This window comes from Magnetospirillum sp. (assembly GCA_027532905.1).
Lineage (GTDB): Bacteria > Pseudomonadota > Alphaproteobacteria > CACIAM-22H2 > CACIAM-22H2 > Tagaea.
In genome coordinates this window covers 170254-185098 of record JAPZUA010000001.1, presented here as the reverse complement: position 1 = coordinate 185098, position 14845 = coordinate 170254, and the positions used below count along the sequence as shown (strand labels likewise).

Below are 14845 nucleotides of genomic sequence, written 5' to 3'. Positions count from 1 at the left end.
CTTACCAGCTTTCGGCCAGCATCGCGCGATATTCTTCGGGTGTCGCGATGCGCGGATTGGTCGCATGGCAATGGTCTTTCATCGCCTTGCCGATCGCCTCGTCGATGAAGTCTTTTTCCACGCCCATGGCGCCAAGCCCCGAGGCAAGGCCAAGATCGCGGTTGAGTTTGGCCACTGCCGCATCGACGGCCGCACCTGCGGCGAGGCCCATCGCCTGGCGCAGCCGCGCGTATTTATCTTCGGCGACCGCACTTGCGGCGGTTTCGTTGAAGCGCAACACGGCGGGCAGCACCACGGCATTGAGCGTGCCGTGATGCAGCGATTTTACTTTGTAGCTGCCAAGTGCGTGCGACAGCGAATGCACGGCGCCCAGACCCTTCTGGAAGGCGAGTGCACCTTGCGCCGACGCACTCATCATCTGGCGGCGCGCTTCGCGGTCGCTGCCGTTTTCGACCGCTCGGCGCAGCCATTTGGCGGCCCGTGCCAGCCCGTCGAGCGCAATGCCGTCGGCGGGCGGGTTGAAAGCGGGCGCAAGGAAGGTTTCGATGCAATGCGCCATCGCATCCATGCCCGTCGCGGCCGTAAGGCCCGGCGGCAGGCTCAGCGTCAAGTCGGGATCGAGAATGGCCGTGCGCGGCACGATGTGCCAGGAATGGAACCCGACCTTGCGCCCGTCTTTGAGGATCACGATGGCGCCGCGCGCCACTTCGCTGCCCGTCCCCGCCGTGGTCGGCATCGCGATCAAGGGCGCGCACGCCGAGCTGATCTTCGGCGCACCGCCGTTGATCGTGGCGTATTGCGACAGTGGGGCAGGGTGCGTGGCCAGGATCGCCAAGCCCTTGGCAAGATCGATCGACGAGCCGCCGCCGACCGCGATAAGCCCGTCCGCGCCGTGCGCGCGATAGGCCTCGAGGGCGGCCTCGACGGCAGACTCGGTCGGGTTGCCGGGGGTGCCGTCGAAAATCGCGTACGGCAGCTTCCCTTCGATCGCGGCAAGCGCTTGGGCGGCCACACCAGCCGCGACCACGCCCTTATCGGTCACGACCAGTGGGCGTTTGATGCCCGCGGAAGCGCAAGCCTCGTGCAGCAGCTTCGACGCGCCAAAATCGATCTGGATGTCGGTGATGTATTTGATGAGGGGCATTAGGCGTTCTTCCGTCTTCTTGTTCGCGACGGAAGCTAGGTTAGAGCAAAGACAGCATCGCCGCCAACCGCCGCTTGGATCGCGCCCTGGCGTCGCTAGCGCGGTCCAGGTGCGCTGCGCGAATGGGTGGTCACTTGCGTGCCGTCCCCGCGCGTATAGGCATCGACATGGACAGGCCCGCTGCTGCCTTCTCTGCTTTGCGTGGCCGCCCTGCCGCGCGTCGGTGCCGGGTAGCGATGTTCGAAATGCTTGCGCACTTTTTCGAACGCTTCGGCTTGGCGCGGATGCGTGCATTGCCTGTAGATGCGGTCTTGCATCACTTTGCGCGCGTCGTCGGAGGTCCAAAGCCGCGTCGGTTTGCCCAGAATCCGCTCGACCTCGCTCGATCCCGCAAGATCGTGCGGTGGCCAGACGATCGGTGTTGTTCGATTGCCGTCGCCGGTCCAGTTCTCGGGCGCCAGATATATGGCGGCGCCGTTCTTCCCCGTTCCGCCCTCGATGGCAGCGGCGCGCACCTCGGCATGCACCAACGCTTCGACCTCGGCGGTGTTGCGCGCGGCGCGGCCAATTCGTTCGCCAATGCGATTGTTGTGAAGATCCATTTGCGAACCGGCGTCCGTCTTGAGGCGCCAGGTCTTGCGGTCGATTTCATTCGCGGTTCCGACAGTGCGCGCGACAGTCTGAGAGCTACGTCGCTGCACTTCGGCGATACCGAACATGTGTCGGTAGGCATCGGCTGGACCGTTGTTGGCGCCAGGGTATGAGGTCTGTCGCGCGTTTTGGGCAACCGCTTCCTCCAGTTCGTTTGGGTATGCCCGATCGACGGGCGGTACCGGCCTTTGTGTTTTCTCGCTCATGGTGTTTGCCTCCTCCTTCCGTCAGTTGACGACGTTCAAGAAGAATCCAAACAGCGTAGCGTCGTACTCTCTGAACTTGCATGCTTCGACTGTGGGCGTCCCGTTGTGCAGATAGACCACGATCTCGCAATACCGATGTCCTTCAGGATCGCCTTCGACGACGAACCGGTAGGTCGGATGCGCTGTGTTGGTCGAATGCGGAACGAGCGCTAGGCTTACGCGACGCTCCGTCGAGCGAAACGGTTCAGCGCCGAAGAGACTGAAAGTGCTGTCCGGCGCCGGTTTGACGAAAAATGTTTTTTCTCGGTAGTTGCCGTCGAGGAAGATGTCGTAGCGGATGTCGGTAGTCCCGAAAGGCTGATCCGCAAAGACAAGTACTTGATACTCCCGCCAGCCGACGAAAAAGGTCTGGTAGATGAAATGCCCGACCGTCAGCAGCAGCATCCCGGCGACCGCACCTTTCAGCCAGCCGGGGATTTTCTTGTCGATAAGCGGCATAGGCTAAATACCTCTAAAGGGTTATATAGTCTTATAAGAACATAATACGAATATCATCGAAAGTCAATGCGAGTATCCGTGCTTTTTTTTCGGCCATACAATCGGAGAGTTGACCGCCAACGTCGCGGGTTGGACGTCCGCACCTGAGCCGTCTAGATTCCGTCGATCGACAACGGCATCATCGGCGAACAAGAGGGTAAAAAATGGATCGCGTGCGCGTGACGGCAGGTAGCTATGTGTTCGGCGGTCGGTTCGAGACGGAAGCGGCCCCGGCGACGGTGGCGAAATTCCGCAGCCTGCTGCCCTGGCGCAGCAAGATCATCCATGTGCGCTGGAGTGGGGAGGGCTGCTGGATTCCGCTCGGCTCGCTCGATTTGGGCCTCGGGCTCGAGAACCACACGAGCTATCCCGCCCCCGGCCATATCCTGCTTTATCCCGGCGGCATCAGCGAAACCGAGCTCATCTTGGCCTATGGTGGCGTGCGCTTTGCGAGCAAGGTCGGGCAGTTGGCCGGCAACCATTTCATCACGCTGACCGACGGGCTCGAAAATCTCGCGAGCTTCGGCAAGACCGTGCTGTGGCAGGGTGCCCAGGACATTCTGTTCGAAGCCGCAGCCTGAAAATCATTGATATTTAGGTTGTGTTCTGCGTATTCTCGAACAATGCGCCGCTGCTCCTCTTTCGGCAAAAGAGGGGCAGCGGCGTTGTGCTGTTTGACATGGTGAAATAAGGCTATTGGCGACATTTCGAAAAATCCGAATCCGTCTCCCAATTGGCCCAAAATCGCGTGCTTCGTGTTTGTTTTCAGCGCGTTGGAAATAGGTTACCGATGTCGCCTATAGTCAACGCCTGTCGCCGATTGTAGCCTGTTGTCGCGTATCTGAAGCGGCACGCCAAGTGCTGGGACAGAGTGGGGGGAGACGACATGACCGACATCTATCCCGTGGCGAGTTTGGCAGCGCATGCGCCGTCGCTGTCGCCGGGCTATCGCAGCACGCAGAAGCGCGCACCCTTGCTGCCGCCGATCGCGATCCAGGCGGGGGCTTCCGAATTGTCGGGGCCCATGCTCGGGCACGATGCGAGCCGCCCCGGCGACGACGATCTTACGAAGACCGACGACGGCAAAGAGGCGCAAGGCGAGCGCATCGTCGTGTCGGGCCGCGTGCTCGACGAAGACGGCAGGCCTGTGCCCGACACGCTCGTCGAGATCTGGCAGGCCAATGCGGCGGGCCGCTACATCCATGCGGTCGACCAGCATCCGGCCCCGCTCGATCCGCATTTCTACGGGGCGGGGCGCGTGGCGACCGATGCGCAAGGGCGCTATCGCTTCACCACGATCCGCCCGGGGGCCTATCCGTGGCGCAACCACGCCAATGCTTGGCGGCCCGCGCACATCCATTTTTCGCTGTTCGGGCGCTCGTTTCTGCAGCGGCTGGTGACGCAGATGTATTTCCCCGGCGATCCGCTGCACGCACTCGATCCGATCATGGGTTCGGTGCCCGATGCCGCCGCGCGCGCCCGCATGGTGGCGCGCTTCGACATCGACACGACGATGCCCGAATGGGCGCTCGGCTATGTGTGGGACATCGTGCTGCGCGGCCGTGCGGCCACGCCGATGGAAAGTGGTTCGCATGGTTGAGCGCAAAACGTTGGGCATCACGCCGTCGCAGACGGTGGGACCGTTTTTCCATTATTGCCTGACGCCGGCGGGCTATCCCTACCAAGCCGCCGTCGATGCGGCGATAGCAGGGGCAGGAGCCGCGATCGAAATCGTCGGCGCGGTGTTGGACGGCGATGGCGCGCCCGTCGGCGATGCAATGCTCGAATTCTGGCAGGCCGATGCGGCCGGGCGCTATGCGGGGGCGGATGCGGGGCTGCCCGCCAATGCGCCGTTCCGAGGGTTCGCACGCGTGGCCACGGATGCGGGCGGCGTCTTCCGGTTGCAGACCGTAAGGCCGGGTGCGGCAGGTGCAAGCGCCCCGCACATCGCCGTTTCCGTCCTCGGGCGCGGATTGCTGAACCGGCTTTATACACGCGTCTATTTTGCAGGCGAAGCCGCCAACGCAACCGACCCGGTGCTCGCGTTAGTGCCGGCCGAGCGGCGCTCGACATTGATCGCAACGCAAGAAGCGTCCGGCCAGTGGCGGTTCGATATCCGCCTGCAAGGCGAAGGCGAAACGGTCTTCTTCGCGGTCTAAGCCTAGAAGCGCGGCCGCGCCGAGCTCCAGTCCGGCCGGTATTTGCGCATCTCTTTGGCGTCGTCGCGCTTGCGAATGCCGCAGGTCTGGTACTGGCGATGCAGCGTGGCAAGGGCGGTGCGGTCGAGGCGCACGCCGAGGCCGTGGCCCTGCGGCGGCGCCAGGCTGCCGCCCTCGAACTTCAGCTTGCCGCCGTCGATCACCTCTTCGACCTGCCAGGGATAGTGCGTGTCGCAGGCATAGGCGAGGTTCGGGATCGTCGCTCCCACATGCGTCATCGCCGCCAAGCTGATTCCGAGATGCGAGTTCGAATGCATCGAGATGCCAAGCCCGAACACGCGGCCGATCTGCGCCAGATTCTGGGTCGCGCGCAGGCCGCCCCAGTAATGGTGGTCGCTCAGCACGATCTGCACGGAATTGAGTCGCACCGATTTCGGGATATGGCCGAAGGCGATCGTGACCATGTTCGTCGCAAGCGGCATTTTGGCGAAGGTCGCGACCTCGCCCATTTCTTCGAGCGTACCGGTCGGGTCCTCGAGATATTCGAGCAAACCGTCGAGCTGCGGCATCACGCGCTTGGTCGTCGCGACCGACCAGCCGCCATTGGGATCGATGCGCAGCGGATGGTCGGGGAAGGCCTTGCGCAATGCACGCAGGGATTCGATTTCGAAATCGGGTTCGAACACGCCGGCTTTGAGCTTGATCGAACCGAAGCCGCATTCAAGCACCATGCGCTTGGCCTGCGCCACGATCTGGGCATGGTCGATCGCCTCGCCCCAATCGTCGGCGGGGTAGCCGGGATTGTCCTTGTGCTGCTTGAATTTGTAGAAGAGATAGGCGCTGAAGGGCACGTGGCTGCGCACCTTGCCGCCGAGGATCGCATAGAGCGGCAAGCCCGCGATCTGGCCCTGCAGATCGAGGAACGCCACTTCGAAGGCGGCGGTCGCACTCGCCAGCGCTTTGTCGCCGGCGGCCGGATAGGTCTGGCCCGCGAATTCCTGGCCCGTCACCGCTTGGTAGCTGCGGCTCGCAAGCCCGTTGAGGTCGTAGGGATCGAGGCCCACGAGCATTGGGCCGATCTTGGCGAGGTTGGCGAGCGTTTCGAGATCGCCGTAGCTCTCGCCGAGGCCGATGCGGCCGTCTTCGGTTTCGACCTCGATGATGCTGCGCAAGGCAAAAGCCTCGTGCACGCCGGCCACGTTGAGGAGCGGGGGATCGCGAAAGGCGATCGGCGTGGTGCGGACGGCGGCGATGCGCGGATTGGAGCGATTCATGGCGCTAACGGGCCGCGCGCAGCGGTTTTGCGTATTCGGCCGAGCAGAACGGCCCGCCCTGGAAGTGCAGCGAGATCTCGTCCTGCACGGCACTCCTTTCGCCGGCTTCGGCGGCCGCGACATGGTCGTCGGCACTGTCCTGCGGCTTGTAGCCGAGGCGATAGGCGTTCGAATTGTCGTACCAGGCGCGGCTGTTGCGCGAGATGCCGTACACGATCTCGCAGCGAATATCCGGATGCTCAAGGCCGATCGCGATGAGCTGGGCGAGATCGCGTGCACTCGTCCAAAGGGCGAGGGCGCGCAAGGTCTGCGGCACGTCGGCCGCATTGCCTATGCGGATGTTGAGCGTCTCGACGCCGTATTTGTCGGCATAAAGGGCCGACACCGCTTCGCCCCAGCATTTGCTGAGGCCGTAGCGCGTATCGGGGCGGATATCGACGCGGTGGTCGATCGTGGTCGTGCGCGGATGGAAGCCCACCGCATGGTTCGAACTGCCGAACACGATGCGCTTGGTGCCGGCTTTGCGTGCGGCCTCGTAGACATTGTAGGTGCCGACGATGTTGGCCTGCAGAATGCGGTCGAAATCGTACTCGACCGACAAGGCGCCGAGATGGATGACACCGTCGATTCCGACCATGGCACGTTCGACCGCGTCGCGGTCGGCAAGATCGCAGGTGAAATTCTCTTCTCCGGGGGCGAGATCCGCGATGGGGGCGATATCGCTCACGCGCAGTTTCGAGAATCGCCCGGCGAACAGGCGGCGCAGTTTGCCGCCGATATGCCCGGCGGCACCGGTCAGAAGAATGTTCAAGGGTCCCTCCCGTTCGTTTATAAAGGCCACTTTAGCGGGGAAGCGGTTCGCTTCAAAGCACTAATATATTAGTGCTCGACGCTAGCGCGCGTTCTGATACACTGCGTTTCATGGCAACGCCTGCTGCCCCGCTGCGCTCGCGCAAACCCGTCCGCCGATTGGCGGCTGCGGCACCCAAGCCGGTGCCCGTGCGCCGCGGCCGGGCTGCACCCCACGCCTTCGAGCGGCTGCGCGAGGCAATCGTGTCGCTGCAACTGGCACCGGGCACGGTCTTGTCGCGTGCCGCACTTGCGCGCCAATTGGGCGTGAGCCAAACGCCGGTGCGCGATGCGCTGATGCGGCTGGCGGCCGAAGGGCTCGTCGAAGTTTTTCCGCAGCATGCCACGGTCGTGAGTCTCATCGACCTTACGGCCGCGCGCGCGGCGCATTTTCTGCGCCGTTCGATCGAGCTCGAAATCGTGCGCGAGCTTGCGATGGCGCCTTCGGCTGAGCTGATCGCTTCCTTGCGCGCCTCGCTTGCGCGCCAGCGCCTGATCGCCAAGGACAGCGATATTGGCGCCTTCTCGGCCGAGGACCAGCATTTCCACCGCCTGATGTACGAGGCGGCGCGCGTGCAGGATCTGTGGCATCTCGCCCGCCGCCACAGCGGCCAGATCGACCGGCTGCGGCGCCTGCATTTGCCCGCCCGCGGCAAGATCCAGATCGTTCTCGATGACCATCAGGCGATCGTCGAAGCCATCGCCGACCGCCAGCCGGAAGTGGCGCAAGCTTTTCTGCGCAAGCATCTGTCCGGCACGCTGGCGAACATCGAAAATCTCTGCGCGCGCTTTCCCGAATATGTGCGCGCCGCACCCGCTGCCACCGCACCCAATGCGGCCGAAGAGGAGCAAGGTTGACACTCTGATATATTAGTGCCCTAATGAAACCAACAAACGCGCCCCAAGGCGCATCATAACGGGAGGGAACCGATGTCGGACCGTCAGGATTCGAAGACCGAGAGCGCCGTATCGCGGCGCGTTCTGCTGCAGGGTGTGGCCGGGGTGGCTGCCCTCGCCGCAAGCCCGCCTTTGGCGTTGGCCCAAGCCGCACCCAAAGAAGCGCCCGAACTCGCGCGCATGGTCGCCGAAAACCGCCTGCCGCCGCTCGACCAGCGCCTGCCGCGCAATCCGATGGTAGTCACGCCGCACGAAACCGTGGGCCGCTACGGCGGCACGCTGCGCCGGGGCCTGCGCGGCTCGAGCGACCACAACGGAATTCTGCGCATGGTCGGCAACCAAGGCCTCGTGCGCTGGAACCTCGAATTCACGCAAGTGCTGCCGAACGTCGCCGAACGCTGGGACGTGAACGCCACCGCGACCGAGTTCGTGTTCCATCTGCGCCAGGGCATGAAATGGTCGGACGGCAAACCCTTCACCGCCGACGACGTCGTGTTCGCGATCGAGGACTGCACGAAGAATTCCGAACTCTACCGCTCGGTCCCCTCGGTGCTCACGATCGGCGGTAAGCCGGCCGTCGTAACCAAGGTCAGCGACACGGCCGTGAAGTTCGCGTTCGAAGCACCCTATGCGATGTTCCTCGAGAATCTGGCCACGCCGCTCGGTCAGCATCCCACGCTGTTCCCGAAGCATTATTGCAGCCAGTTCCATCCGAAATATAACACTGGCCTCGACGCCCAGGTGCGCGCGGCCAACCTTTCGGATTGGCCGACTTTGTTCCGCGCGCGCTGTGGCGACATTGAAATTCCGTCGCGCTGGGGCAACGCCGAGAAGCCCACGCTCGATCCCTGGGTCGTCGCGGAAGCCTACACGGGCGGTGCGACGCGCGTGACGATGCGCCGCAATCCGTATTTCTGGCAGGTCGACACCAACGGCGCACAGCTGCCCTATATCGACCAGCTGACGATGAACATCTCGCAGGACGTCGAATCGCTGATGCTCGACACGATCTCGGGCCGTATCGACATCCAGGACCGCCACATCGACTCGCTGCAGAACAAGCCGACCCTGTCGCAGAACATGCAGCGCGGCGCCTACCGCCTCGTCGAGCTGGTCGCCTCCGGCGCGCAGCAATGCATGATCTATCTGAACATGACGCACAAAGATCCCGCGATGCGCGCCATGTTCGCCAACAAGGAGTTCCGCCAGGCGCTGTCGCTCGGCATCGACCGCAAAGAGATCATCGATCTCGTCTATCTCGGCCAGTCGGAGCCCTACCAGACCGGGCCGCGCCCGGGCCATCCCTGGTACCACGAAAAGCTCGCGCGCCAGTTCACGAGCCACGATCCGGCCCAAGCCAACGCGATCCTCGACCGCCTCGGCTACCGGCGTGGGCCCGACCGCATGCGCCTGCGCCCCGATGGGCAAAAAGTGTTCTTCGCGATCGACGTGATCCCGACCCTCTACCCGGACGCGGTCGACACGCTCGAACTCGTCAAGCGCCACTGGGCGGCACTGGGCGTCGACATCAAAGTCAACACGATCGAGCGCGCCCTCTACTACACGCGCGGCGACAATAACGACCACGACGCGGCGACGTGGCCCGGCCCCGGTGGTCTCGATCCGATCCTCGATCCGCGCGACTATCTCGCCCAGCATCCGCAAGGCTCGCGTTACGCGATCCCGTGGACGCAATGGTACGTGTCGGGCGGCAAGGAAGGCCAGGAGCCGCCGGAAAGCCAAAAGCGCCGCATGAAGCTGTTCGACGATGCGCGCGCCACGCCCGACATCGCCAAGCGCGGCCAGATCGTCAAGGAAATGCTCGACCTCACGGCCGACGCTTTCGAGACGATCGGCGTCTGCCTTGCGGTCAACTCGTTCGGCATCGCGAAGAACAACCTGCGCAACGTGCCGCTGAAGATGCCGCAGGCCTGGAGCTGGCCCAACCCGGGCCCGTCCCTGCCGCAGCAGTTCTTCTTCACGACGTAACGAACGGTTCGCGCGGCCGGTCCTGCCCTTCGAAAAGGGCGGGGCCGGCCGCCGCCTTCTTCCCCCAAGCGGAAACCCGAACACGAATGCTGCGCTTCATCGTTTCGCGTCTGTTGTGGATGATCCCGTCGCTGGTGGCGTTGAGCTTCCTGTCGTTCGTGCTGATCGAACTGCCGCCGGGCGACTACGTTACGACCTATATCGCGACGCTCGCCGCTTCGAACGAAATCGTGGACCAGAACACGGCCGCCGATCTGCGCGCGCGCTTCGGCCTCGATCAGCCGATGATCGTGCAGTACGGAAAATGGATCTTCGGCATCGTGACCGAAGGCAATTTCGGCCTGAGCTTCGAGTGGCAGCAGCCGGTTTCCGAACTCATCTGGGAGCGCATGTCGCTGACCTTGCTGCTGACGGTCTCGACGTTGCTGCTGACCTGGGGGCTGGCGCTCCCGATCGGCGTTTTTTCAGCGGTCAAAAAATACTCGGTCGGCGACTATATCGCGACCTTCTTCAGTTTTCTGGGGCTTGCGATCCCGAGCTTCCTGCTCGCCCTCGTGCTCATGTATGTGGCGGCCGTTAAGTTCGGCCAGGATGTCGGCGGGCTGTTCTCCGAGCCTTACGTCGCCGCACCTTGGAGCTTCGGCAAGGTGCTCGATCTCTTGTCGCATCTGTGGGTGCCGGTCGTGATCCTCGCGGTGTCCGGTACGGCGAGCCTCATCCGCGTGATGCGCGCCAACATGCTCGACGAACTCAACAAGCCCTACGTCACTACGGCGCGCGCCAAAGGGCTTTCGGAGTTCGCCTTGCTCGTCAAATACCCGCTGCGCGTGGCCCTCAATCCGTTCATCTCGACGATCGCGTGGCTTCTGCCCAATCTCGTGTCGGGCTCTGTTATCGTTGCGATCGTGCTGAGCCTGCCGACCGCGGGGCCCATGCTGCTGCAGTCGCTAATGAGCCAGGACATGTATCTGGCCGGCGCCTTCGTGCTGCTGATCTGCGCTTTGACTTTGCTGGGCTCACTCGTCAGCGACATTCTGCTCGCTCTCGTCGACCCGCGTATCCGGTTGGAGTAGACGATGGCGGCGCTTGCAGAAGGGGCGGTCGATGCCAAGCAGATGGCGGTTGCCTCGCAATGGCAATTGCTGTGGTGGGCTTTCAAGCGCCATCATCTCGCGATGGTGGGGCTCGTGGTGGTGGCCTTCCTCTATCTCGTTGCGGCGATCCCGGGCTTTTTCGCCGTGAACGATCCTGCCCGCCAGAATGCGCGGGCCGCCTTCCACCCGCCGCAGACCATCCATTTTTTCGACACCGACGACGGCTTCGCGTTCCGTCCCTATTTCCATCCCTACGCGCTGCGTCGCGATCCCGTGTCGCTGGCGGCCGTGTATGTCGAAGATACGAGCCGCAAGATTCCGCTCGAAATATTCGGCAGGGGCTACGAATACAATTTGTTCGGCCTGTTCCCGACCGACCGGCACATGTTCGCCTCGAGCGATGCGCGCCAACCGCTGTTCCTGCTCGGTGCGGACCGTCTCGGGCGCTGCGTCTACAGCCGCATCATGCAGGGTGCGCAGATATCGCTGTCACTGGGATTGGTCGGCGTGTTCCTTTCGCTGACGATCGGCGTGGTGCTCGGCGGCATATCGGGCTATTTCGGCGGCAAGCTCGATTTCGGGATCCAGCGCGTGATCGAATTCATTCTGTCGCTGCCGTCGATCCCGATCTGGCTCGCATTGGCCGCTGCCATGCCGCAGGACTGGCCCGCCACCACGCAGTATTTCATGATCACGGTCATTCTCTCGCTGACCGGCTGGGCGCAGTTGGCGCGCGTGGTGCGCGGCCGCTTCCTGAGCCTGCGCACCGAGGAGTTCGTCGTGGCCGCACGGCTCGACGGTGCCTCGGAAGGGCGCGTGATTTTCCGCCACATGCTGCCGAGCTTCATGAGCCACATCATCGCAAGCATTACGCTCGCGATCCCGGCGATGATCTTGGCTGAAACCTCGCTGTCCTTCCTGGGGCTCGGGCTGCAGCCGCCGACGATCTCGTGGGGCGTGCTGCTGCGCGAGGCGCAGAATATTCGCTCGATCGCCACGGCCCCGTGGCTGTTTGCCCCCGGTGCGGCCGTCGTGGTCGCGGTGATGGCGCTCAACTTCCTCGGCGACGGCCTGCGCGATGCAGCCGACCCCTACAACAAATGAACGCGATGCCGCCTTCGAACGAAACGGTGCTCGAGGTCGAAGGCCTCGTCACGCATTTTGCCACGCGTACTGGTGTGGTGAAGGCCGTGGACGGCGTGTCCTTCAAGGTCGCGCGCGGCAAGACCCTGTGCATCGTCGGCGAGAGCGGCAGTGGCAAGAGTGTGACCGCGCGCTCGATCCTGCAGATCGTCGATCAGCCGGGCCGCATCGTCGCCGGCACCATGAAGCTGCGCCGTCGCGACGGCAGCATCACCGACCTTGCGGCCCTGCATCCGCGCAGCCGTGCGATTCGCGAAGTGCGCGGCGCCGACATCGCGATGATCTTCCAGGAGCCGATGTCGTCGCTGTCGCCCGTGCACACGGTCGGCGACCAGATCATGGAAGTGCTGCGCCTGCATCTGCGCATGGACAAGAAGGCCGCGCGCGCGCGCACGGTCGAACTTCTGAAGCAGGTCGAAATCCCGAATCCCGACAAGGCGATCGACCGCTATACGTTCGAGTTTTCGGGCGGCATGCGCCAGCGCGTGATGATCGCGATGGCGCTTGCGTGCAATCCCTTGCTTCTGATCGCCGACGAGCCGACGACGGCCCTCGACGTGACGACGCAGGCCGAAATCCTCGACCTCATCAAGCGGCTGCAGACCGATCTCGGCATGGCCGTGATCTTCATCACCCACGACATGGGCGTGGTCGCCGAAATCGCCGACGACGTTTTGGTCATGTACCACGGCAAGGTCGCCGAGACCGGCCCCGTCGACCGCATCTTCCATGCGCCGCAGGACGACTACACGCGCATGCTGATCGGTTCGGTCGTGCGGCTCGAGCAGAAGGCCGAAATCCGGCTGCGTCGCGCCCCCATCGCGCAAGACGCCAAGCCCGTGATCGAGGTCAAGGGCCTGTGCATGTATTTCGGCAAACCTGCCGCACCGCTCAAAGCGGTAGACGACGTGTCGCTGTCGGTGAAACCCGGCGAAACGCTCGGCATTGTCGGCGAGTCCGGTTCGGGCAAGACGACGATGGGGCGCTGCCTGCTGCGCGTCTACAATCCCAACGGCGGTTCGATCGCCTATCGCCGTGCGGACGGCTCTGTCGTCGATCTCGTGACGGCCGAAGGCGAAGACCTGAAGGCCGCGCGCCGCGAAATCCGCATGATCTTCCAGGACCCGGTGGGTTCGCTCAATCCACGCATGACCGTGGCGCAGATCGTGGGCGAGCCGCTCTATGTGAACGGCATTGCCAAGGGTAGCGACCTCGACGACCGCGTCGCGGTGCTGCTCAAACAAGTGGGGCTCGATCCCGCTTGGCGCGAGCGCTATCCGCACGCGTTTTCGGGCGGCCAGCGCCAGCGCATCGGCATCGCGCGCGCGATTTCGCTGCGACCGCGCGTGATCGTGGCCGACGAAGCGACCTCGGCCCTCGACGTTTCGATTCGCTCGCAGATGCTCGATCTCATGATGAATCTGCAGGACGAACTCGGCCTCTCCTACGTGTTCATTAGCCACGATATCGGCGTGATCCGCTACATGTGCGATCGCGTGGCCGTCATGTATCGCGGCCGCGTGGTCGAAACGGGTCCGGCCGAGCAAGTGTGCGATGCGCCGAACCACGCCTACACGAAGGCGCTGCTGTCCGCCATTCCGCGCCCCGATCCGCGCGCGCGCAGCATCCACAAACGGTTCCGCTACGTCGGCTGAGGCTATCGGGGGAGAGTTCTTTTGCGTATCGTCGATATTGAGACGTTTTTGATGCAGGTCGATGCGCCCAATCTACGCGGGTGGGCGTCCGACGGTTCGTTCGGAACAAAAGCGACGCGCCAGGGGCTCACGGGCACGCGCAACTGGCTGTTCGTGAAGGTGCATACCGACGAAGGGATCGTCGGCATCGGCGAATGCAGCGGCTGGCCGCGCGTGATCCAGACGGCCGTGCAGGATCTCAAATCGATCCTGATCGGCGAAGACCCCATGCATATCGAGCGGCTGTGGCAGAAGATGATGTGCGCCATCATGGGCCACGGCATGGTCGGCACGGTCGGCGGCGGGGCGATGACCGGCATCGACATGGCGCTGTGGGACATCAAGGGCAAGGCGCTCAATACGCCGGTCTGGAATTTGCTCGGCGGCAAAATCCGCGACCGCATTCGCATCTACGCGCATGCCAACACGGCCGAGGTCGCGCTGTCGCTCAAGAAGCGCGGCATCACGGCGATCAAGTGCGGCGGCGTCTCGGATCCCGTGCGCAAAGTGGCGATGCTGCGCGACGCGATCGGCGACGAGATGGATCTGATGATCGATCTGCACGGGCCGCCGTGGCTGACGCCAGCCGACGCAGCGCAAGTGGCACGCGCCCTCGAGCCCTATCGACTGATGTTCGTCGAAGATCCGATCGCACCCGAAAATCTCGACGGCTTCCGGCGCATCCGCGATTCGGCAAACGTGACGCTCGCAGCGGGCGAGCGCATGGCAACGGTCTACGGCTTGCGCGAACTCATCGAAAAAGATCTTGTCGATATCGTGCAGCCCGACACGGGCCGTGCGGGCGGCATTACGCAGATGAAGAAGATCGCGGCCCAGGCCGAAGCGCACCACATCATGATGGCGCCGCATTCGGGCTCGCTCGGGCCCGTCGCCGAATACGCTGCCCTGCATGTGCTGGCGGCGATCCCGAACGGCCTCATCCTCGAACGCATCGAAGACGATTGGGTGGGGCGCGCGCAGACCGTAGTGCCGCATCCCCTGCAGGAAAACGGCTTCCTCAAAGTGCCTGACGGGCCCGGGCTCGGCGTCGACATCGACGAGGCTTTCGTCAAGCAGCACCCGAGCGAATGCAACGTCTCGATCCCGGGTGCCGCCAAAAGCGGCGCCTATGCCGAGGGTACGTACGACGAGCAGGTCTATGTGCAGACGCGCCTCAAGCGCGGCGTCTATTTCCCGAAGGGCTGAGC

General features: G+C 63.6%; 14 protein-coding genes. 9 read left to right on the top strand and 5 right to left on the bottom strand.

From position 1 onward, the window contains the following. Nucleotide 1: 1 nt before the first annotated feature. From O9320_00920 to O9320_00910, 3 genes are all read right to left on the bottom strand, one after another. On the bottom strand, nucleotides 2-1144 hold the full coding sequence (locus O9320_00920; GenBank protein ID MCZ8309383.1) for an iron-containing alcohol dehydrogenase: 1143 nt from the start codon (nucleotides 1142-1144) through the stop codon (nucleotides 2-4). 95 nt (nucleotides 1145-1239) lie between these two features. Continuing rightward, complete coding sequence (locus O9320_00915) at nucleotides 1240-1863, bottom strand: hypothetical protein (protein ID MCZ8309382.1); 624 nt, start codon at nucleotides 1861-1863, stop codon at nucleotides 1240-1242. A gap of 159 nt (nucleotides 1864-2022) precedes the next feature. Then, on the bottom strand, nucleotides 2023-2499 hold the full coding sequence (locus tag O9320_00910) for a hypothetical protein (protein MCZ8309381.1): 477 nt from the start codon (nucleotides 2497-2499) through the stop codon (nucleotides 2023-2025). Between the two features lie 203 nt (nucleotides 2500-2702). On the opposite strand from O9320_00910, the gene O9320_00905 reads away from it, so the two are divergent. The 3 genes from O9320_00905 to pcaG all read left to right on the top strand — a co-directional run bounded on the left by O9320_00905 (nucleotide 2703) and on the right by pcaG (nucleotide 4697). Next, nucleotides 2703-3119 carry a DUF3830 family protein gene (locus O9320_00905; GenBank protein MCZ8309380.1) on the top strand — a complete coding sequence of 139 codons (417 nt, stop codon included), beginning with the start codon at nucleotides 2703-2705 and terminating at the stop codon, nucleotides 3117-3119. A gap of 305 nt (nucleotides 3120-3424) precedes the next feature. After that, nucleotides 3425-4138, top strand: coding sequence for a protocatechuate 3,4-dioxygenase subunit beta (gene pcaH, locus O9320_00900; GenBank protein ID MCZ8309379.1), 714 nt, complete (start codon nucleotides 3425-3427; stop codon nucleotides 4136-4138). After that, on the top strand, nucleotides 4131-4697 hold the full coding sequence (gene pcaG / locus O9320_00895) for a protocatechuate 3,4-dioxygenase subunit alpha (GenBank protein ID MCZ8309378.1): 567 nt from the start codon (nucleotides 4131-4133) through the stop codon (nucleotides 4695-4697). Before pcaH ends, pcaG begins: the two co-directional genes overlap by 8 nt. A 2-nt stretch (nucleotides 4698-4699) precedes the next feature. Here pcaG and O9320_00890 read toward each other — a convergent pair whose 3' ends face one another. Both O9320_00890 and O9320_00885 read right to left on the bottom strand, forming a co-directional pair. Then, nucleotides 4700-5971 carry a glucarate dehydratase family protein gene (locus O9320_00890; protein MCZ8309377.1) on the bottom strand — a complete coding sequence of 424 codons (1272 nt, stop codon included), beginning with the start codon at nucleotides 5969-5971 and terminating at the stop codon, nucleotides 4700-4702. A gap of 4 nt (nucleotides 5972-5975) precedes the next feature. After that, nucleotides 5976-6782, bottom strand: a complete 807-nt coding sequence (locus O9320_00885; GenBank protein MCZ8309376.1) for an NAD(P)-dependent oxidoreductase — start codon at nucleotides 6780-6782, stop codon at nucleotides 5976-5978. Nucleotides 6783-6892: 110 nt separating this feature from the next. Here O9320_00885 and O9320_00880 point away from each other — a divergent pair, with 110 nt between their 5' ends. The 6 genes from O9320_00880 to O9320_00855 all read left to right on the top strand — a co-directional run bounded on the left by O9320_00880 (nucleotide 6893) and on the right by O9320_00855 (nucleotide 14843). Further along, nucleotides 6893-7678 carry a GntR family transcriptional regulator gene (locus O9320_00880; GenBank protein ID MCZ8309375.1) on the top strand — a complete coding sequence of 262 codons (786 nt, stop codon included), beginning with the start codon at nucleotides 6893-6895 and terminating at the stop codon, nucleotides 7676-7678. Between the two features lie 72 nt (nucleotides 7679-7750). Continuing rightward, nucleotides 7751-9706 carry an ABC transporter substrate-binding protein gene (locus tag O9320_00875; protein ID MCZ8309374.1) on the top strand — a complete coding sequence of 652 codons (1956 nt, stop codon included), beginning with the start codon at nucleotides 7751-7753 and terminating at the stop codon, nucleotides 9704-9706. Nucleotides 9707-9792: 86 nt separating this feature from the next. Next, nucleotides 9793-10779 (top strand): ABC transporter permease, encoded by a 987-nt coding sequence (locus O9320_00870; GenBank protein MCZ8309373.1) that lies wholly within the window; start codon nucleotides 9793-9795, stop codon nucleotides 10777-10779. Nucleotides 10780-10782: 3 nt separating this feature from the next. After that, entirely contained in the window at nucleotides 10783-11904 is a 1122-nt protein-coding gene (locus tag O9320_00865) for an ABC transporter permease (GenBank protein ID MCZ8309372.1), read from the top strand. Between the two features lie 5 nt (nucleotides 11905-11909). Next, nucleotides 11910-13598: an ABC transporter ATP-binding protein gene (locus tag O9320_00860; protein MCZ8309371.1), complete on the top strand. Its 1689-nt coding sequence runs from the start codon at nucleotides 11910-11912 to the stop codon at nucleotides 13596-13598. Nucleotides 13599-13619: 21 nt separating this feature from the next. Then, complete coding sequence (locus O9320_00855) at nucleotides 13620-14843, top strand: mandelate racemase/muconate lactonizing enzyme family protein (protein MCZ8309370.1); 1224 nt, start codon at nucleotides 13620-13622, stop codon at nucleotides 14841-14843. Nucleotides 14844-14845 lie beyond the last annotated feature (2 nt).